General features: G+C 44.9%; 20 protein-coding genes. 15 read left to right on the forward strand and 5 right to left on the reverse strand.

All coding sequences use genetic code 11. The features are described 5' to 3' along the window. Nucleotides 1-69: 69 nt before the first annotated feature. The 6 genes from ACFQWC_RS17820 (at nucleotide 70) to ACFQWC_RS17845 (ending at nucleotide 6,307) form a co-directional block, all read left to right on the forward strand. Complete coding sequence (locus ACFQWC_RS17820) at nucleotides 70-636, forward strand: DUF4825 domain-containing protein (protein ID WP_377108743.1); 567 nt, start codon at nucleotides 70-72, stop codon at nucleotides 634-636. A gap of 264 nt (nucleotides 637-900) precedes the next feature. Continuing rightward, a complete protein-coding gene (locus tag ACFQWC_RS17825; RefSeq protein ID WP_341357376.1) occupies nucleotides 901-1,689 on the forward strand; it encodes a DUF2935 domain-containing protein in 789 nt (262 codons plus the stop codon). 106 nt (nucleotides 1,690-1,795) lie between these two features. After that, nucleotides 1,796-2,572 carry a delta-lactam-biosynthetic de-N-acetylase gene (gene pdaA / locus ACFQWC_RS17830; RefSeq protein ID WP_299741694.1) on the forward strand — a complete coding sequence of 259 codons (777 nt, stop codon included), beginning with the start codon at nucleotides 1,796-1,798 and terminating at the stop codon, nucleotides 2,570-2,572. Nucleotides 2,573-3,119: 547 nt separating this feature from the next. Then, nucleotides 3,120-4,514, forward strand: coding sequence for a glycosyltransferase family 2 protein (locus tag ACFQWC_RS17835; RefSeq protein WP_377108744.1), 1,395 nt, complete (start codon nucleotides 3,120-3,122; stop codon nucleotides 4,512-4,514). 60 nt (nucleotides 4,515-4,574) lie between these two features. Further along, on the forward strand, nucleotides 4,575-6,002 hold the full coding sequence (locus tag ACFQWC_RS17840; RefSeq protein ID WP_341357378.1) for a DUF1510 family protein: 1,428 nt from the start codon (nucleotides 4,575-4,577) through the stop codon (nucleotides 6,000-6,002). A gap of 104 nt (nucleotides 6,003-6,106) precedes the next feature. Further along, entirely contained in the window at nucleotides 6,107-6,307 is a 201-nt protein-coding gene (locus ACFQWC_RS17845) for a Z-ring associated ZapG family protein (RefSeq protein ID WP_377108745.1), read from the forward strand. A 75-nt stretch (nucleotides 6,308-6,382) separates the two neighbouring features. On the opposite strand, the gene ACFQWC_RS17850 is transcribed toward ACFQWC_RS17845, so the two are convergent. Continuing rightward, nucleotides 6,383-6,826, reverse strand: a complete 444-nt coding sequence (locus ACFQWC_RS17850; protein WP_377108746.1) for a DUF4362 domain-containing protein — start codon at nucleotides 6,824-6,826, stop codon at nucleotides 6,383-6,385. A 151-nt stretch (nucleotides 6,827-6,977) separates the two neighbouring features. Here ACFQWC_RS17850 and ACFQWC_RS17855 point away from each other — a divergent pair, with 151 nt between their 5' ends. After that, nucleotides 6,978-7,847, forward strand: a complete 870-nt coding sequence (locus ACFQWC_RS17855) for a DNA-3-methyladenine glycosylase family protein (protein WP_341357381.1) — start codon at nucleotides 6,978-6,980, stop codon at nucleotides 7,845-7,847. 15 nt (nucleotides 7,848-7,862) lie between these two features. Next, a complete protein-coding gene (gene rlmD / locus ACFQWC_RS17860; protein WP_299741705.1) occupies nucleotides 7,863-9,260 on the forward strand; it encodes a 23S rRNA (uracil(1939)-C(5))-methyltransferase RlmD in 1,398 nt (465 codons plus the stop codon). 60 nt (nucleotides 9,261-9,320) lie between these two features. On the opposite strand, the gene ACFQWC_RS17865 is transcribed toward rlmD, so the two are convergent. Beyond that, nucleotides 9,321-10,094 (reverse strand): TerC family protein, encoded by a 774-nt coding sequence (locus ACFQWC_RS17865; protein ID WP_299741707.1) that lies wholly within the window; start codon nucleotides 10,092-10,094, stop codon nucleotides 9,321-9,323. Nucleotides 10,095-10,507: 413 nt separating this feature from the next. On the opposite strand from ACFQWC_RS17865, the gene abc-f reads away from it, so the two are divergent. The 3 genes from abc-f to ACFQWC_RS17880 all read left to right on the forward strand — a co-directional run bounded on the left by abc-f (nucleotide 10,508) and on the right by ACFQWC_RS17880 (nucleotide 12,996). Further along, on the forward strand, nucleotides 10,508-12,139 hold the full coding sequence (gene abc-f, locus ACFQWC_RS17870) for a ribosomal protection-like ABC-F family protein (RefSeq protein ID WP_377108747.1): 1,632 nt from the start codon (nucleotides 10,508-10,510) through the stop codon (nucleotides 12,137-12,139). A 149-nt stretch (nucleotides 12,140-12,288) separates the two neighbouring features. Continuing rightward, complete coding sequence (locus tag ACFQWC_RS17875; protein WP_299741711.1) at nucleotides 12,289-12,552, forward strand: hypothetical protein; 264 nt, start codon at nucleotides 12,289-12,291, stop codon at nucleotides 12,550-12,552. A gap of 72 nt (nucleotides 12,553-12,624) precedes the next feature. After that, the gene (locus ACFQWC_RS17880; RefSeq protein ID WP_299741712.1) at nucleotides 12,625-12,996 is read left to right on the forward strand and encodes a YnfA family protein; all 372 of its coding nucleotides are present in this window, start codon (nucleotides 12,625-12,627) and stop codon (nucleotides 12,994-12,996) included. A 61-nt stretch (nucleotides 12,997-13,057) separates the two neighbouring features. Here ACFQWC_RS17880 and ACFQWC_RS17885 read toward each other — a convergent pair whose 3' ends face one another. Then, on the reverse strand, nucleotides 13,058-13,249 hold the full coding sequence (locus ACFQWC_RS17885) for a hypothetical protein (protein WP_377108748.1): 192 nt from the start codon (nucleotides 13,247-13,249) through the stop codon (nucleotides 13,058-13,060). A gap of 411 nt (nucleotides 13,250-13,660) precedes the next feature. Between ACFQWC_RS17885 and ACFQWC_RS17890 the strand changes: the two genes are divergently transcribed. The 4 genes from ACFQWC_RS17890 to ACFQWC_RS17905 all read left to right on the forward strand — a co-directional run bounded on the left by ACFQWC_RS17890 (nucleotide 13,661) and on the right by ACFQWC_RS17905 (nucleotide 17,582). Further along, a complete protein-coding gene (locus ACFQWC_RS17890; protein WP_299741716.1) occupies nucleotides 13,661-14,782 on the forward strand; it encodes an NADH-dependent flavin oxidoreductase in 1,122 nt (373 codons plus the stop codon). A 295-nt stretch (nucleotides 14,783-15,077) separates the two neighbouring features. After that, nucleotides 15,078-15,506, forward strand: a complete 429-nt coding sequence (locus tag ACFQWC_RS17895; RefSeq protein ID WP_299741718.1) for a DUF6526 family protein — start codon at nucleotides 15,078-15,080, stop codon at nucleotides 15,504-15,506. A gap of 61 nt (nucleotides 15,507-15,567) precedes the next feature. After that, nucleotides 15,568-16,494 (forward strand): ABC transporter ATP-binding protein, encoded by a 927-nt coding sequence (locus tag ACFQWC_RS17900; protein ID WP_341357383.1) that lies wholly within the window; start codon nucleotides 15,568-15,570, stop codon nucleotides 16,492-16,494. Then, on the forward strand, nucleotides 16,491-17,582 hold the full coding sequence (locus tag ACFQWC_RS17905) for an ABC transporter permease (protein WP_299741722.1): 1,092 nt from the start codon (nucleotides 16,491-16,493) through the stop codon (nucleotides 17,580-17,582). The genes ACFQWC_RS17900 and ACFQWC_RS17905 overlap by 4 nt, the downstream gene beginning before the upstream one ends. A 153-nt stretch (nucleotides 17,583-17,735) precedes the next feature. Here ACFQWC_RS17905 and ACFQWC_RS17910 read toward each other — a convergent pair whose 3' ends face one another. After that, on the reverse strand, nucleotides 17,736-18,497 hold the full coding sequence (locus ACFQWC_RS17910) for a DUF3891 family protein (RefSeq protein WP_299741724.1): 762 nt from the start codon (nucleotides 18,495-18,497) through the stop codon (nucleotides 17,736-17,738). A gap of 151 nt (nucleotides 18,498-18,648) precedes the next feature. Further along, complete coding sequence (locus ACFQWC_RS17915) at nucleotides 18,649-19,113, reverse strand: FixH family protein (protein ID WP_299741726.1); 465 nt, start codon at nucleotides 19,111-19,113, stop codon at nucleotides 18,649-18,651. Nucleotides 19,114-19,125 lie beyond the last annotated feature (12 nt).

Genomic DNA, 19,125 nt, shown 5'->3' on the forward strand with positions numbered 1-19,125 from the left:
TTAAAATCAGGTTGAAACTTTAAAGAGCGTTCGTTCGTATTACATACAAACAGGAGCTGGAGGGCTATGATGATTTTCAATAAATTAGTGAGCATGTTGTTTCTTTCCTTGATGGTGTTCTTAACAGGGTGTGCAAGCACTAGTGAAAAGTCCAATATCACTTCAATAGAAGATGTGAACGTTGATACGTTAAAAGAAAACAGTGGAACCTATGTCGGGGATAACTCCAAGGTCAGTGCGATCCTTCAGGAATTGCCCGGTGGAGAGACCATTCAGGAAGTCGATCTTTCAGGAGAAATGGTGAAGGTGACCTACGGCAATAAAGAAGGGGGCCTTTCTGAAAGTGATGTGGATGAGTTTTGGTTTGACGGTAATCATGCCGACCGCAAGAACTTTTATTACAACGCCATCTACATGACCCTACTCGTTCCGAATGCCCGGGAATATCATTTCCAGATAGACGAATCCATGGTATCCGTTTCAAGGGACAAAATGGTCAAGAACCTCCAGGATGAATTTGAGCAATTCCCAACAGGAGAGGCCATCTGGGATAAAAAAGTCGTGTCTGAATTCATCGATGAACATAACGGGAAACTAACCGAAATGGCGACGAAGTATCAGACATTTTTTGAGTGAGGGACGGACCTTATCTCGAAACATGTCTCTCTTCGACGAAAAATGAAAGATCAGGGTGACCTGCCCAAGCTTTTGTATTGTATGCAAGTTATAATCATCTAAACTTTATTCTACTGTCATCCCACTCGAAGATTCCTTTTGTACTAATAGAAGGAATCTTTTTTTTACTTATGAACTATATGAATTCAACATATTTAAAGTATTATCTTAAATACATCTACATAAGTATGAGGAGGAAGAGTGAGAGTGAAGGGGGAAGAACATATGACAAATCCGATCGTGGCCCGATCTTTAGATGAGATTCAATTCTGGTCGAGAATTATGAAGGAGCATGCGTTGTTTTTGAGCTTGGGATTCACGTATGATCAGAAGCAATTAATTGAAGAAGCACAACAATTCATTGTGGTTTTCGAAAGAATCGAGGAGAAGCTGAATAAATACTCTATCAACACGGATGTGCGGCAAATCCAGGCATTTAACAGCGAAGTTTATCAAGCGGCAGCTGCGATTTGGAACTATAAGCGGAAAATATTAGGTTTGACATTGCGATGTGAAATTCGCTCTAATAATTATCCCTTGTTAGTGGATCATATTAGCAGAGAGGCAGCATTCTTTGCCAAGCGTCTGCAGGAATTGAATGAGGGGAAACTTGTACCAGAACAGGATTCCATAATCCAGGAAAATGTATTCTTTCTGAAAATCATGGCCGATCACGCGAAGTTTATCGGACATCTATTGGATCCTTCCGAACGGAAATTAGTTGAACAGGCAAGAGAATTCAGCCAGGATTTCGATCAACTGGTTTTTCAAGCGATTGATTTAGACTCCATGCGTCCACAATCAGAAACAAAGCCGATGTTGAATCAATTTCTGAATCAGAATAAGGTTTCAGTTAAGTCATTACGTGATTTCAAGAAAACGGCAAGAGAATTAATTGAAGAATGCAGGATCAAAAGTAATATCCATCCACTATTGGCTGATCACACATTTAGAGAAGCAGAACGATTCCTGGAAATCATCGATCTATTTGAAGCGAGTTTGCAAACGAAATAAAGGTTGAGGTTTGATAACCGCTTATATTATTGGATACTTTTAGTACACATGAATCCTTCCCGTTCTCAAAAACTAAGGGAAACGGAATGTGAAAGAAGGGTTCAACTTGCGGAAATCACAAAAAGTGTTGATAATAGCGTCAATCTTAGTATTGCTCATCCCGGCACAAGCCTATGCAGTTTCAAACAACCCGATAGGCTGGGGATTTAAGAAGAGTCAGAATGAAGCTCCTGCAGAAGCAGGGGCTCAGCATGATCAGCTGCTTGATAAATATGATGCTTTTTACAAAGGATCACCGGATAAAAAAGTCCTGTATCTGACCTTTGATAATGGGTATGAAAATGGCTACACAGGTCAGATCCTTGATGTATTGAAGCAGGAAAAAGTGCCAGCCACCTTCTTCGTGACAGGGCACTACTTACTAAGCGCTGAAGACCTGGTCAAGCGCATGGTAAAGGAAGGGCACATCGTTGGGAACCATTCCTGGCATCACCCGGACTTCACGGCAAGCTCCGATCAGAAAATCCGTGAAGAGTTGGAAAAAGTAAAAGTGAAAACGAAAGAGTTGACAGGTCAGAAAGAAATGAACTACTTGCGTCCACCGAGAGGCGTATTCTCTGAACGTACGCTTCAAATCGCGAAAGAAGAAGGCTACACCCACGTCTTTTGGTCAGTCGCCTTCATCGATTGGAAAACCGATCAGCAAAGAGGCTGGCAATACTCGTACGACAATATCATGGCCCAAGCCCATCCAGGCGCAATCATCCTTCTGCACTCCGTCTCCAAAGACAACGCAGACGCCATGGAAAAAGCCATAAAAGACCTAAAGAAAAGGGGCTACACCTTCAAAAGCCTGGATGAACATCCAATGATGAAAAAATAAGGGGGACGGACCTTCATTCCTAGGACCTGGTCCTAGGAAATGAGGTCCGTCCCTCGATGCTCAGACAAAGGACATGATCAATTTTCCTTACAGCGCTAATTGTTATAAATAAAGAAAACCCTATCATTTGTATATTGTAAGTACGAAGACTCACATTCATACTTAATGGCAGAAAAGCAGTTAAAGAAAATGCCTCCCAACCTTCATTAAATATCCTGATGAGATATTTGTTTCCAATTCTAATGAATGAGGTAATGTGAAATGCCTACTGTGGGTGGATGAAAAGGAAAAGGTTACCTTGATATACACAGTTTGCACTAGGTATGCGGAGTATTTTTTTAGAACCTTCTACTGTATTGGTTCCACTCTAAGTGTGCTATCATTTTAATAATGATAAATACTCGTCCTCCTTTTTAGGAGGGCGTTTTCTTTTTGTAAAAGGGTGAGAATGTCCATGTATGTGATTGTTGACATACTTTTTTTATCATTTTTCGATAGTCGTCTGATGGAAAATCAGGGATATTCGGTCAAAGAGGAGTGTTTTTTTTTGGAAATAGTCATCATCGTGTTTTTCTTTTTAAGTGTGACGTTCCCGGTGCTGCATCTATATCATTGTCTACCATTGTTCCGTGATCCTGACGAAAGGTCGAGGCGAAACCCTGCTTTGAAAAAGTGGATGATCGAACATGGGTATGAAGATGAAAAGGGAATGAGCATTTTGATTCCCTGTTATAACGAAACGGGTATTATTGACACGTCCATTGAGAGCATGAAATCATTGCCGTATTCTCAAATGGAGGTTGTGTATATTAATGATGGTTCAACGGATGGGACAATGGATTATTTATTTGAACGGCTTAAGTTGAAATCATGTTCCATAGATCCAATCGGAAAGCTGTCATATGAAAAAGTCGAAGGAGTATACCGATCGAAACTTTACCCACATTTCTTCGTGATTGATAAGGAGAACGGGGGAAAAGCGGACGCTTTGAATGCCGGCATTGAATACGCGAGCCATGACATCATCATTACGTTGGATGCTGATACGATTTTGGCCGAAGAAGCATTATCGGCTGTCAATGATGCGTTCGAAGATAAGAACGTCGTTGCTGCAGGCGGGATGGTACATGTTTTGCAAGCAAAGACAAATGAACCTTCGAACCGACTGTCTTTAAGGCATACAAACATGCTATTAAGGGTTCAAGTGCTGGATTTCCTTAAAGCATTTTATATTTCAAAACTATCTCTTGTACGATTCAGAGCTTTAGCTGTCATATCCGGGGCATTCGGGATTTTCAGGAAGCAAGCACTACTCGATGTCGGGGGCTATCGCAAGACAATAGGAGAAGATATTGACATCACACTCCGTATCCAAAAACTCATCGCGAAACATAAAAACTTACGAATCAAGTTTATATCCGATGCCGTCGGGTACACCGAACTACCGGAAACATGGAGGGACTTAACCAAGCAGCGGTTACGTTGGCAGAAAGCCTATATCGACTGCATCATTCATTTCAGCGCCTTCTTTGGAAAAACATTATTTACAAAGACCGTTTCTTTCTTCTATATATTTGAAGCGTTTCTGATCGGTACCCTTGCTTCTTATATTATGACAGGAATCGTGATCTTCAATATGATATACGACCCTCAAAATACATATGTGGATTATCTGTTTTTTTATTTGTTTTGGATATTCTTATTTGGTTTCATGTATGACGTGGTGGCGATACGCCAAGGGAAGCGGTACGGTTTCACCTTCTCTATGAAGGATCGTTTCCGTCTGTTTTTTGCGATTTTGTTTGATATTTTCATCTACCGATTTGTCACGATGTATTTTGTCATGTATGGAAGCATCTCCTATTTCTTCAACAAAAAGTGGAACAAGGTGTCCCGGACAGGACGGAATTATCATCAGGAAGGCTCTAAACCCGCCGCATAGTCAACAGGCGCATTTTTGAGCCGACATCATTGTAGCAGGCTTTAGTGTGGAGGACAGATAATGGGTAAAAAATTTCTGCTATTCAGTTTAACCTCTGTGACAGTATTGATTCTGGGGGTAATCAGCTTTACATTCCAATTTGTCACCTCGATCGAAGCCGGTATGGACGAAGAGGTCGACAGGAAAGAATCATTCGAGAAACATGTGGAAACGATCCACTTGAAGGATGGGGACCCCATCTCGATTCTGTTGATGGGAGTCGATACGAGACCGGGTGAAGCGGGCGGCCGAGCCGATACCATGGTTCTCTTAACGATCAATCCCGATTCCCAATCGATGCATATGGTCAGTATCCCCCGCGATACGTATGCCAATATAGAAGGCGGCCTGAACAAAATCAACAGTGCCTATCAAGTGGGAGGGCCAGAGGAGACCATCCACTCTGTAGAAAATCTCCTCGATGTTCCCGTGGATTATTTCTTGCAAATAAACATGGAGGGGTTCGAGGGCATTATTGATGCGTTTGACGGGGTGGAAGTGAACAATGATTTAGAGTTCACTGACAAACATGTCCACTTCCCCGAAGGTAAGATTCGATTGGATGGTAAAGAGGCATTGATTTATGCCCGAATGAGAAAGAAGGACCCACGAGGAGACTTCGGCCGTCAAAAACGTCAGCGTCAAGTCATTGAAGAACTGATGCAAAAAGGGGAGAATATATCCTCGATCACGAAATTCGGTGAAGTCGTCAAGGTCCTTGAAAAAAATATCAAAACAAACATGTCCTTGATCGAGATGTGGAATATTCAATCTCATTATAAGGGAGCCCGGGAAAACATCAAGGAGCACAAAATCGATGGTAAAGACAAAACCATGAAGGGTACCTACTATTACATACCCGATAAGGAAAAGCTTCATGACATTTCTGATCAGCTGAAAAAGCACTTGGAACTTGAAGGCGATTCAAAACTGCCAGAAGAGAATCGAAAAACAAGCAGTTCAGGCAATAAGACTGATCATGTCAAAGAAGAAAAAGCGACTTCCCCTAAACCAAACGATACAGGGTCAGGCGGGGAGAAAGAAGATACTCCCAGTGATGACGCCAAGGAAGAGTCTGATAAACAAAAAGAAATTAAAGATTCGGACGGGATAACCGTCAAGAATAGCGACGAACCGAACGTTGATAAAGTCATCACGAAAGATTGGCAGTCAGTACCAACCAATCAGAAAAACCATACGAGAGTGACATTGGATGAAGGCTCCCTTGATTGGGAGGAGATGACGACTGCCATTTCAAGAGGAGCAGACTTATCAAAAGAGGATATGATTCTATGGTGGGTGGAAAGCGATCGTTCTGATAGTGCCACTGCTACAGTGACGAATAAAGCTCAAACAGAAACCTACCGGGTCTACGTATCATGGCTGGACGGGACAGGGTATACACCGACCAAAGTGGAATTGCTTCATGTCAATGATCAAAAGCAGTAAAAACATTGTACGAAACACTCTAGAGTAAGGATTCCGAAAAAGGGGGACATTTCCCTCTTTTTTTGGTTAATAGAATGAAAAGAATATAGAGGAGAGGCTTATTGATGGAAAACACAGTCATACTTACAGTAGTCATTATCGTATTGGCAGGTATCATTTTGGGACAGCTACTATTCATTAGGAAGAAAACGAAAAGGTACGAAGAGCGAATGACAGAACTTGAGACGGAAGCTCTTGCCAGTTTAAATAGGGTGGAACATAATCTTCTTTTTAAGAGAGAGCAAAAAGGGGGAGATCCTTCATAGTAGGTAGGGTCTCACGCTTTCCCATGCAGCAGATCTGATTTTCAGTCAAGAAGGAAGGTCCGTCCCTCCAAACCATCAATACCAAAGGACGCTATCATCGGCATCATTCTTGTTGCAATCGGCCAGGTTATACATATTCTTTGCCATTGTTCCATCTTCGACATGCTCGATCTTCTTACATGTCATTTCCATGATTTCACCGTTGCCAAATGTATCCTGACGAGAATCTCGTACTGAATGAATCAGTATTCCATCAAACTCAAGGTCATGCAAGATTGGATCGCCTTCATCTGTATAGCTGACAATTCGGACACGATCCTCAACGCCATTCTTCACATTACCGTAAAACTCCTCAAATTGCTCGAGATTTAGAACATCACCATGTGTATTTACAATATCCGTCTCTGCAGGTTCATAATCCGCTACTTGCTTACCTAATCCAACCTCGACCTGATCTCCATGCTCATTACAACCAGCGACCAGCACAAGGAACAAACCAGCCATCATCAATCTCTTCATCCAATCACCCTTTCAGAAATTCCATAAGGTCCGTCCACTTTTAGAGGTCCGTCCCTCTCTTCTAATGTATTAGACGAACGACAACGTTGAAGTGTTACACTCCCGTTATGCTATAATACACATACAAGTTTTGTGCGGAAGGATGAGGACGATGGTAAGTAGGAATGTTAAGATTGAAGGTCCGTATGATTTCGACCGGGTACTGGAGCGGCTGTCGCTGGATCCATTGAACGCAGTGGATCAGGAAGACCGAAGCGTAAAGGTTCCATATTATCTCCCGGATGGGAAAGGCGAGGTCATCATGGTTCAGGCGACAGGCACCACGGATCAACCTGAATTCAGCATCACCTTTGAACATGAAGAATTCCTTGAACAAAAGCAGGACCGAATCTCAGATATTTTCCAGTGGCACACCGGTCTTAACAAAATGCACGAGCACTTCCTGCAAACCGATCTTAAGCCGATCTTCGAAGAGCATATCGGCACACCCATCATCCTGGAGTTCGACCCGTTCGCCACAATCATCAAAAGCATCATCCACCAGCAGCTGAACCTGAAATTCGCGTTCACCCTGACCCATCGTTTCGTCACCAAATATGGCTGGCAAAAAGACGGAGTGTGGTTCTATCCATCACCGGAAACAGTCGCCGGACTTACTGTGGAAGAACTGCGGGAGCTGCAATTCAGTCAGCGGAAAGCGGAATATGCAATTGGCATCGGACAGAAGGTAGCAAGCGGAGAACTGGACCTGGACAAATTAGCCGGGCAGTCGGACGAAGAAGTCATCAAGGAACTTACTAAAATCCGCGGAATCGGCCCATGGACAGCCCAAAGCTTTCTGTTATTCGGACTTGGTCGGCCGAATCTCTTCCCGAAAGCGGATATCGGCATCCAAAATGCCATCAAGAAATTATTCCAAATGGATCAGAAACCGACCATGGACGAGCTGGATCAATTCAGCGCATCCTGGCATCCTTATTTAAGCTATGCATCCTTGTATTTATGGAGAAGTATCGAATAGAACGGACGTGAACCAATGAAAAAGCAATACGCAAAAAAGCAGCACAATGAAGTGAAAATCGAGTTGAAACAACAGTTCCCTCTGACCATAAAAAAAATCGGCATCAATGGTGAAGGAGTCGGATTCTTTAAACGAAAGATCGTCTTCGTACCTGGAGCACTGACGGGAGAAGAAGTGGTCGTCGAAGTGACCAAGGTCCACCCGAAATTCTCCGAGGCCCGCATCAAAAAGATCCGGAAGAAGTCACCAGAGCGCACCAAAGCCCCATGTCCGGTCTACGAGCAATGTGGAGGCTGTCAGCTTCAGCATCTCTCATATGAAGGGCAGCTCGACGCCAAACGGGATATCCTGCTTCAATCACTTGAGCGTCATACGAAGCTCAAATTAGAAGACCTGGACATCCGTTCGACGATCGGGATGGACAACCCTTGGCACTACCGGAATAAAAGCCAATTCCAAGTGGGAACCCAAAACGGGAAAGCCATCGCAGGGCTATACAGCATGAACTCCAACAAGCTCATCGACATCGATGAGTGTATCGTTCAGCACCCACTGACGAATAAAGTCACAACTGAAATCAAGCGCATTATCAACGACTTTAACATCCCTGTCTTTGATGATAAAAAGAAGAAGCCGTTCCTGAAAACGATCGTGACCCGTGTCGGCTTTGAAACAGGCGAAGTCCAAGTCGTACTCGTCACTGCAGAGAAGAAGATTCCACGCAAGGAATTACTGATTTCTGAAATTCAGAAACGTCTTCCGGAAGTCGTTTCAATCGCCCAAAACATCAATCCTAAGAAGACGGCACTCGTATTCGGAGACGAAACAATCCATCTATCAGGTAAAGAAAGCATCGAAGAACGCCTGGAAGAGTTCACCTACGAGCTATCCGCCCGGGCATTTTTCCAGCTCAACCCGATCCAGACGAGCAAGCTGTATAACGAAGCGAAAAAAGCAGCGGGGCTCACAGGGGAAGAGAAGGTTGTCGATGCGTACTGTGGAGTCGGTACAATCGGTCTCTGGCTCGCAGATGGAGCGAAAGAAATCCGTGGGATGGATGTCATCAAAGAAGGAATCGATGACGCGAAGAAAAACGCCAAGAAATTCGGAGTGGATCACGCTGAGTACTTTGTCGGGGGTGCGGAAACGCTCATGCCTCAATGGAAAAATGAAGGCTGGCGTCCGGATGTGGTTGTAGTCGATCCTCCTAGAACAGGTTGCGATAACAAGCTGCTTGATACGCTAAAAGAAGTAAAACCGAAAACATTCGTTTATGTATCCTGCAACCCTTCCACCCTTGCGAAGGATATTGATTATTTGAAGAAGCACTATCGCGTGGAGTATTTGCAGCCTGTTGATATGTTTCCGCAGACTGCCCATGTGGAAGTTGTGGCGAAGCTGGTACTAAAATAATAAAAACGGACAAAGCCCTGTGATTTTCTCGCAGGGCTTGTCTTATTGATTATTTATTCCTCAAACATTACTATGCTGTGATTGTTTATTCCCAGGGGCAAACCAACCAAACAAAGCGATCCCCACAAGAACACCGTAGAAAGTGAGTGTCCAACCAGTACTGTGAGGGAAATCATGATCCAGCACCCCGATATCTTCATGTGCAAGGGTAATGACCGCAAGCTTCACCCCGACCCATGCGACAATCGCATAAGCGGTAGTTTCTAAAGCTGGGCGCTTTTCAAGCAGCTGGACAAACCAGGTTGCCGCATATTTGATTAAGATCAGCCCGGCAATTCCTCCAAGGACGACAATCAGGAACTTCCCGCCGTCCATTCCGCCGAAATTATCCAGAGGAGAATCAGGCAGCCCAAGGGCAAGGGCCACAGCAGCTAGGATCGAATCAATGGCAAAGGCAAGGTCCGCCAATGCGATTTTCCCGACTGTCGGCCAAAAGCCTTTCCCTGCAGCTTCTTCTTCTGTGTCTTCCCGTATATTTTCGTTTTCTTTTCCAAAACGTGCTTTGATGACATGCTTTAAGCCCAGGTAAAGAAGGTAGGCTGCACCTATGGCCTGTATCTGCCAGACGTTTGCGATAAACGAAATGGCAAAGAGGGCACCAAAACGGAAGGCAAAGGCGAGGAAAATCCCATATTTAATGGCCCTTTTCTTCTCGTCGTCCGGCAGGTGTTTTGCAATAACGGCGAGGACAAGGGCATTATCCGCTGATAACAAGCCTTCAAGGCCAATAAGGATCAGTAATGTCCATCCGTATTCTAACCAGATTGATTCCAAGCGTAAAACTCCTTCCTAGTGAATATGCAACCCGATACGGGTCATACCTTTTGAAAATAAGTTCACATGGTTAGCTTCCCACTTAATTTGCATCTGATACTTTCGTTTTTAGTGATGGAAGGACGAAAGCAGAATCCAATTTCCTTTTGCTTCCGTCATCCCTTCATGGTATAGTTAATTTACTAATTATGACAGGAGTGATGGGTGGACGATGAAGAACTAATCTTATTTTCGCGACGTTTGAAATTTCATATTTCAAATCAACCAAAATAGGATTAGTCTGCCCATTTTTATTACATCGTCTGAGCCATTGATTTCAAGTGGCTTCTTTGAGCGCGACAGGTACGGCTAATCCTTCCAGAAGAAATGGGAGGATTTTTTTTGTTCTCCCTTTGATGAGAGGGGAAGATCGTATGAGAGAATTAATGAAATTAGTGAATATAAGCTATGAAATCATGGATCAGAATATTATTGAGGGTGTAAAAGCGAGTGTGCAGGAAGGGGATGTCATCGGGATCATCGGGCAGAATGGTGCGGGTAAATCTACACTTCTGCAGTTGATTAACGGGGATTTAGTACCCTCCGAAGGCATAATCCAATGGTTGCAGCATGACTTGAACATCGGTATGGTCGAGCAGGAAATGGAATCCTATTCCATCAACGACACGACCCCCTCCGAATCCAGGTTACTGGAAAAATGGCATGTTCCCGACAATGATTTTCAGCATTTGAGCGGCGGTGAAAAGCTGAAGGCGAGGCTTGCAAAAGGCTTTGCGATAAACAGAGACCTCCTTCTGCTGGATGAACCGACGAATCACCTGGATCAGGAAAGCATGGAGATCCTGACAAAACAGGTCAAGGAATATAAAGGGACGATCATTCTTGTGTCTCATGACCGGTATTTTCTGGATGAAGCCGTAACAAAGATATGGTCGATTGAAGGCAGAAAGTTCCTTGAGCATAGAGGGAATTATTCGAGCTACATGGAGGCACGAAAACAGAAACGGCTGTCCCAGCAGCGTGAATATGAAAAGCAGCAGAAGATGGTGGAAAGGATCGAAAGTCAGATCAGCGAGCTCAATTCCTGGTCACAAAAAGCCCATGCTCAATCCACGAAACAGGAAGGATATAAAGAATACTACCGTGTAAAAGCAAAGCGGACGGACAGTCAGGTGAAATCGAAGCAAAAGCGTCTTGAGAAAGAGCTTGAGAGGGCAAAGGTGGAAGAGGTTGAGGAAGAACATACGGTGCGATTCTCCCTTAAGGCCACATATAAGACCGGAAAGCGGTTCCTGGAAGTGAAGGATCTGACGAAAGCTTTCGAGGGACGAATCCTATTCAGGAACGCCAATTTTACGATCCAGCATGGCGAAAAGGTCTCGATCACCGGACCGAATGGCAGCGGGAAGACGACATTATTGAAGGTGATCCTGGGGCAGGAGAAGGCTGACGGTGAAGTATGGGTTTCACCATCTGCCCAAATCGGCTATCTGACGCAGGAAGTGTTCGACCTTCCTCTTGACGAAACGCCCGAGCAGCTTTTCCACCAGGAAACATTCGAGGAAAGAGGGAAAGTCCAGACGCTCATGAAGCACTTGGGATTCCAGACGACCCACTGGCGGGAACCGATCAGGAATATGAGCATGGGTGAGCGTGTAAAGTGCAAATTGATGAAGTATATTTTAGAAGAAAGAGATGTGCTGATCCTGGATGAGCCGACGAATCATCTTGATCTGGCATCGCGTGAACAGCTTGAGGATACTCTCTCCAAGTACAGTGGAACTTTGATCGTCGTGTCCCATGACCGGTATTTTCTAGAGAAGACGACGAGTACCAAACTTGTGATTGAGAACGAAGGGATTCATAAACGGCTGAATGAACCTGCTCCAGAACGGGATGAGCAGGGGGAATTGAGGCTGAAACTGGAGACGGAGAGACAGGATGTGTTGGGGAGGCTCAGTTTTATGACGCCGGGTGATAAAGGGTATGCTGAATTGGATCAGAAATTCTTAGAGCTTACGAAGGCGATCAATGGGTTGAAGTGATCATTTTTATGAGAACAAATAATACCGGGCACGACATTATATCGGTTTTCGGTTGTTTTCTTGAAATTTGCCTGTTGGTAGATGGTATTGCTGCTAATAGTCCTGAGTTGGGGATAAACTAACATATACTTACAATGAGGAGTGAGAGTATGTTCTTGCAAGGGACCATTATTGCGGGGGATTTTGATTCAACTACTAATGAATTTTCTATACAGAAAGTAAAGGATTTGAATACAGAGTCAGTCCTCAATAAGAATCAGATCGATAGTATCTATCAATATTTAAAAAAACATCAAAACGAAGATGACGGACAAATTATTACACTAAATGATCAAATGCCTGTACGCTTATCACAGGTTGAACTAAATGATTTGATCAGTGATGTAGAGAAAGTGCTTTCCATGTATCAGTGAAATAGGATTGTTGGGTACAGGATTTGCCTTAACACCTAAATGGCGATCACTCATCGGCTTTTCAGGTAAAAGATGTTATATTTATCTGTAACAATAGAACGCTGGGAAGTGATGGATATCCTTTATGCAACGATTTTATTTATATGTGCCGGTCTAGCTGAAATTGGTGGCGGGTACCTGATTTGGCTTTGGTTAAGAGAGGGAAAACCTGCTTATCTGGGGTTATTAGGAGGGCTCGCATTAGCTTTGTACGGTGTCATTGCAACACTTCAAACCTTTCCATCGTTCGGCAGGGTGTATGCAGCATATGGAGGAGTCTTTATTGTCCTCTCTGTTTTATGGGGCTGGGGAATTGATAAAGAAACACCTGATTTATATGATTGGGTTGGTGCCGGTATTTGCTTAGTCGGGGTATCGGTCATGCTTTTTGCACCCCGGCAGTGATGAATAAATTTCATACAAAAAGGCTCAGAGCTTAATTCTGGGCCTTTTTGTGTGCAGCAGATCAATTTCCACCCGTATACCACTTGTACTGATTGGAGTCTGCGCGGCATTGCGTGTTATATCCCTCACTCTTATGGGTGTCGTAGCAATCACCCGTGAGGTAGCATTGGGAAAAGTATTTCTCTTTGATGCTGCCTCCGATTGCTACTGCACCCAGGAAAGAGAGGGGAATCAGGACGAATAACCAAACCATTCTAAAAACCTTCTTTATAACCGAGTTAGGTGAAAGCAGGTGACAACCCTGTTGTAATAGCTCATAGATATGGAGATCCCGGAGAAAAAAAGATGAAGAAGTGGGACAAGGGACCTGTCCCTGCGTCCCATCCTGCTACTATCTTACCGTTGAACATATGGAAAAATATAGATAATATTTCGACGTGGGAGAGGCAGGTTTGTACCTGGTACAAAAGCGTTGAATTGTACCAGGTACGAAAAAAGACCGTTAGTACCCGGCATAGATAATCAGATGGCGGATAAAGGTTTTCAGCAAGTTGTTTTGGATTTACAGGAATCAAGCGTGGCACATTCCCCAAGCAGATGAATGGTCAAAACATCTTTTCATCTACTATGATATTCCTTGAACAACAAGAAGGAGGCAAAAACCATGAATGCAAAGTATAAAGATTTATTTACCCCATATAGATTCAAAAACGGAATAGAGCTGAAAAACCGTATCATCATGGCACCGATGACGAACTTTTCATCAGATGATGATGGAAATGTAACGGATGCAGAGGTAGACTATTATGCCCGCCGTTCGAAAGGTGTCAGCATGGTTGTCACAGCTTGTACGTATGTGACACCTAACGGGAAGGGATTCCCTGGTGAATTTGGTGGTGACACGGATGAAATGATCCCGAGTCTTGAACGATTGGCGGGAGCAATCAAGGATCAGGGTGCGAAGGCGATATTGCAGATTTTCCATGGCGGGGTGCAGTGTCCTTCTGACCTGGTTCCTGATGGCGACGTTGTCAGTGCGAGTGATGTGATGGGTGACAATCAAGAGAAGAAAGCAAGAGCTTTAACGGAGGCTGAGATCGAGGAAATCATCGAAGCTTTCGGAGAAACGACCCGCCGTGCAATCGAGGCCGGCTATGACGGCGTCGAGATTCACGGAGCAAACGGTTATTTGATCCATCAGTTCTTTTCTCCAATGACAAATCAGCGAGAGGATCGTTTTGGAGGCAGCTTGGAGAAACGGATGACATTCCCGATGGCGATCGTGGATAAGGTGAAGAGTGTGGTTGATGAGCATGCCAAGCATCCATTCATCGTCGGCTACCGTTTTTCACCTGAAGAGCCTGAGGAGAATGGATTCTCCATGGGGGATACTCTTTCCTTGGTAGACGCATTAGCAGACAAAGATCTGGATTATCTGCATGTGTCTCTATTCGATTTCTTCTCGAAACCGAGAAGAGGCGTGGAGGATGTAGAGAAAACGAGAATGGATTACCTGCTTGAAACGATTGCAGATCGTACTCCACTTATCGGTGTAGGCTCTATCTACTCTGCAGAAGATGCGCGTAAAGCATTTGAGACAGGGGTTCCTCTATTGGCACTGGGGCGCGGTCTCATCATCGATCCCGATTGGGTACAGAAGCTTGCAGACGGGAAAGAAGATGAAATTGTGACGGAGATCGATAAGGAAAAGCAGGAACAGTTAGTAGTGCCTGATCCTTTATGGAATGCAATCATTCATACGCCAGGGTGGTTCCCGGGGGTATAAGGCACGTAGTTATATTAAGCTTAAAGGCAACTGCCTATAGTGGCAGTTGCCTTTTCTGTTACCAAAGTGATCTTTAACAATATGAACTTTTTTTCTATCTTCAATTGGTGTGTGGCCAATGTGAATTGGGAGGGATCTCAAGTTGGATCAATCCCCCACCACTCATAACAAAGTACATTCCAGAATATGATTTCTAAGTGTGTTCAATTACAAAATGCATAAATGGGACAGTAAACCTGTCCCCCTGTCCCGCACATCTGGTATATAATGAATCTATAAACCTTTGGAGGTACATATGAAACAACAAAGCTATGAGAATCACAGTAAGATCGATCCGTTGTATCATTATGGGATAGCACTTTTATCGATTGTGACGTTGGTATTATCGATTACGTTCTTCGTGAAAAATGTGGGGACAGAGGCGCTCCTCAGTTTTATTGTGCTGTTCGCTGCGATTACGTTCCTGTTTATGACGGTGAAGCTGCGATTATATGCTCTCCAGCTTCAGGACCGGATCATTCGCAACGAAGAAAATTTCCGTTATTATCGCTTAACGGGGAATCGGTTAGATCCTACTATTTCCATGAAACAGGTGATCGCCCTGCGGTTTGCCCCGGATGAGGAATTTCCAGGTTTAGTGGAACGCACATTAACAGAGGACTTAACTGCAAAGGATATTAAAAAAGCTGTACAAAACTGGCGTGCAGATCATCACCGCGTATAGACATCTAAAGAACGGACCGCTCACTCATGGGCGGTTACATTTTTGTAAAAGGAGGCTCGTTATGACGAACGGGATTATGGTAGACGTAAAAGGTCTTGTGAAAAAATATGGTTCCTTCACTGCTGTGAAAGAAGTCCGGTTCCACGTGGAAAAGGGAGAGATATTCGGCCTGCTTGGTCCGAATGGAGCGGGGAAAACGACGACGATCGAGATGCTTGTGGGACTCCGGAAGCCGGATGAGGGGACGGCAACCTTAGCCGGCTTTGACGTTCGGAAAGACGTGAATAAGGTGAAGGAAGTAATCGGGGTTCAGCTTCAGTCGACCTCGTTGTTTGAGTTGCTGAAGGTGGAGGAGATCCTTCATTTGTATGCAAGTTTTTATCCGAGACATGTGGACATCGATCAATTGATCGAGGAGATGCTCCTGACCGAGAAGAGGAAGGACCGGATCAAGGGGCTGTCTGGCGGTCAGAAGCAGCGGCTCGCAATTGCCCTGGCGCTGATTCATGATCCGGATATCGTGTTTTTGGATGAGCCGACGACGGGATTGGATCCACAGGCGCGACGGACGCTTTGGGACATTGTGCTGCGCTTGAAGGAGCGGGGAAAGACCGTGATTCTGTCCACACATTACATGGATGAAGCCCATGTACTCTGTGACCGCATCGGCATCATGGATCAAGGGGAGCTGATCGCCCTTGACACGCCGGCTAATCTGGTGAAGACACTGCAGTCGACGAGTACGGTAGAATTTCACCTCACCAATCCACCTGAACAGGAGTGGTTCATGGAAATGGATGGAGTCGAGGAAGCTGCCATCAAGGATACGTTTGTCCAGCTGTATACAGATGATCTTCAGCTTTCCCTTACATCCTTGATCCAATTGTCTGAGGAGCACGATCTAAAAATCAGGGATCTTCAAACGCGGCAAGCGACATTAGAGGATGTCTTCATTCATATGACAGGAAGGAGGCTGCGGGAATCATGAGAGCTTATTGGCAGTTAACCCTGGCACAATTACGGATTTTTGCCCGTAACAAGCAAGTCCTATTCTTTACATTGCTCTTTCCAGTCATCCTGATGGTGGCCCTCGGGTCATTTGCAGGCGGGGGGAATTCGATTTCATTAACAGTGGGGATGATCGACGGGGATCAATCCGAAGCTTCGAAGGAATTAAAGGACTTATTTTATAAAAATGAGGGAATTGAGACAACGAAATATAAGAGTGTCAAAACGGGGAAAGAAGCCGTTGAGAATGGAGATATTCAGCTTCTCATCGAAATCCCGAAAGGGTATGAAGATAACCTGAAGGAGGGGAACGAGGCTTTTTCCCTACCTGTGTACTATAATGAGAAAAACCTGACCACGTCAGAGCTTGGATTGACGGTGGTGAACGGAATCATCGATCAATACAGCAAGGACCTGGTGGACTACAAGCCGTTGGTGACGGTTGAAAAGGTAGGAATCGAAGCGTTGAATCTTCGATATGTAGATTTCCTTGTCCCTGGTATCGTAGCTATGATGATCATGAGCAACAATATGAACGGGGTGGCGGGTCAAATTTCCGCCTGGCGTGAACGGGGGATCCTCCGCAGAATGCAGGGGACGAGACTGAAGGCTTCCACCTTTATCGCAGCCCAGATTACGGCGCGCTTGATGCTGAACGGGACCCAGGCATTGCTCGTCGTCCTGATCGCCGACCTCATCTTTGACATTAACGTCGCCGGTTCGTGGCTCGCCATGATCTTCTTCATCATCCTCGGAACCCTTGCCTTTATGGCACTTGGCTTTATCATCGCAGGAATGGCGAAGAATCCGGAAAGTGCCGGGCCGATTGCTGGATTTGTGACGTTCCCGATGCTGTTCCTTGGGGGCGTGTTCTTTCCCATCAACAATATGCCGGATCTTATTCAGCCGATCGTGAAGGTGCTGCCGATCGCTCATCTGAGTTCGGCTCTGAGAGAGACGATGAATCTTGGGACTCCGTTTTGGGAGTTGGGGATGGAGACCCTGATTTTGGGTGCTTGGCTTGTTGGCGGATTTGCGCTGGCTAGTTATGTGTTTAAGTGGGAGTAACATAAAAAAGTCCAATCGGATCAACCCGGTTGGACTTTTTTATGTCCTCTCCCTTAGCAGTTTGACTTCTTTCCACATCCTTTTCATTCTTCTAGGTGCCGAATTACGCATCGACGAATGGCGTTGACACCCCGTACCAGTCATTTTCGTCTTCTATTTGTAAATGAAAATCATACGCTCTTTCATGTCACTCTTCTCATAAGCTTCAGCAACCCCCACCTCATCAATCAAGCTTTTTACGACTATTTTGTATTGCAGGGATACGTGAAACTCCTTCTCAAAGGGATAAGGTTCAAGGGTCACTTCCTTTTCATTCAACCATCGGGCCATGAGCGGCTGATTTTCCGGATGAAACATTTCTGTATTCTGAAATCCATTTTTAAACCACGGATGCTCGTCTTCTTTCGCCACACCCGGCTCATTCAAACACAGGTATAAGGACAGGTTATCTGAGAATTGGAGTAAGTGGAAATGCTGCTGCAGTAATTCTTCATCGAGGTCAGGGAACGACTCCCTAAGGTTCATTTGTCTTCTGGCTTCGCCCGTCAAAAAGACAAGGCAGTCTTTATTTTGGGATTGTGAAAAGAAGGAGCAGAAGTGCAGGCTGCATAGGAGACTGGCATAGGTGTTCACTCTCTCAATCTCGTCCACCCCGATTTTATAGAATGCGAGCTTTGGCAGGAGGGGATAGTCAGAAAAGGTGAAGGGAATACTCTCCCTATCATTCCAGATCGGGGTCTCGTCCAGGCCGATCCAGCTGCGGTCATGCTGATAGGCTGCATATAAGGCGTCGTCAAAGAATGCATCTGATTTTAGCAGGGAAGGCTTGAAGTGCTTGATGAGTTCGCCTGATAAAAAGGCGTGGTCGTGCTGCCTGATCATGATAAATGAATCCTTGATTTCACGAATGATCATGATGGGTGGGCTCCTTTCTGTGGGCTTGTCTATGAATCCATTATAGCAAAGGTGTAGTCTATTACAGAAAAAAATATGGGAGAAGTGATGAGGATGGCAGTCTTTTCTTCAAAAGAAAAGACCGGAAGCGAGTGCTTTCGGTCTTTTGTCATCAGTGGTGAGAATCATGATTTCCACTATCATCTGGAGTTTGATCATTCAGGGCTTCGACATCAGCCTTGGACAGCTCACCGACAGCGAAGGGCAGGGTCGGCAGGATGGTGGATCCGTTATTTGCGGCATGGACCTTGATGTAATAGAGTCCATCTTCCGTCAGCTTTTTGTTAAATGTATAATACCCGTCTCCGGCATTATCGGCTTCCTCCATCTGATCATGGAAGGAGCCGTCACCTTTCCATATTTCGACATGGACAAAATCGGCATCATCGACGGATTGACCGTTTTGTGTGAGGGCAATCTTGACCGGTTCACTTCCGGAAAAGTCTTCAGGCATGGTGATATCCGCCTGAAGCGGAGATTCCTGACGGTAAAGCTCGGCTGCATCCTCTTTAGGGGAACAGGCTCCGAGCATCATGCAGATGAGGATGAGACCAATGGTTTTCGTGCGATTATTCATGAAGTATCGCCC

It is taken from the genome of Rossellomorea sp. GCM10028870 (assembly GCF_042666755.1).
In the GTDB taxonomy this organism is placed as follows: Bacteria; Bacillota; Bacilli; order Bacillales; family Bacillaceae_B; genus Rossellomorea.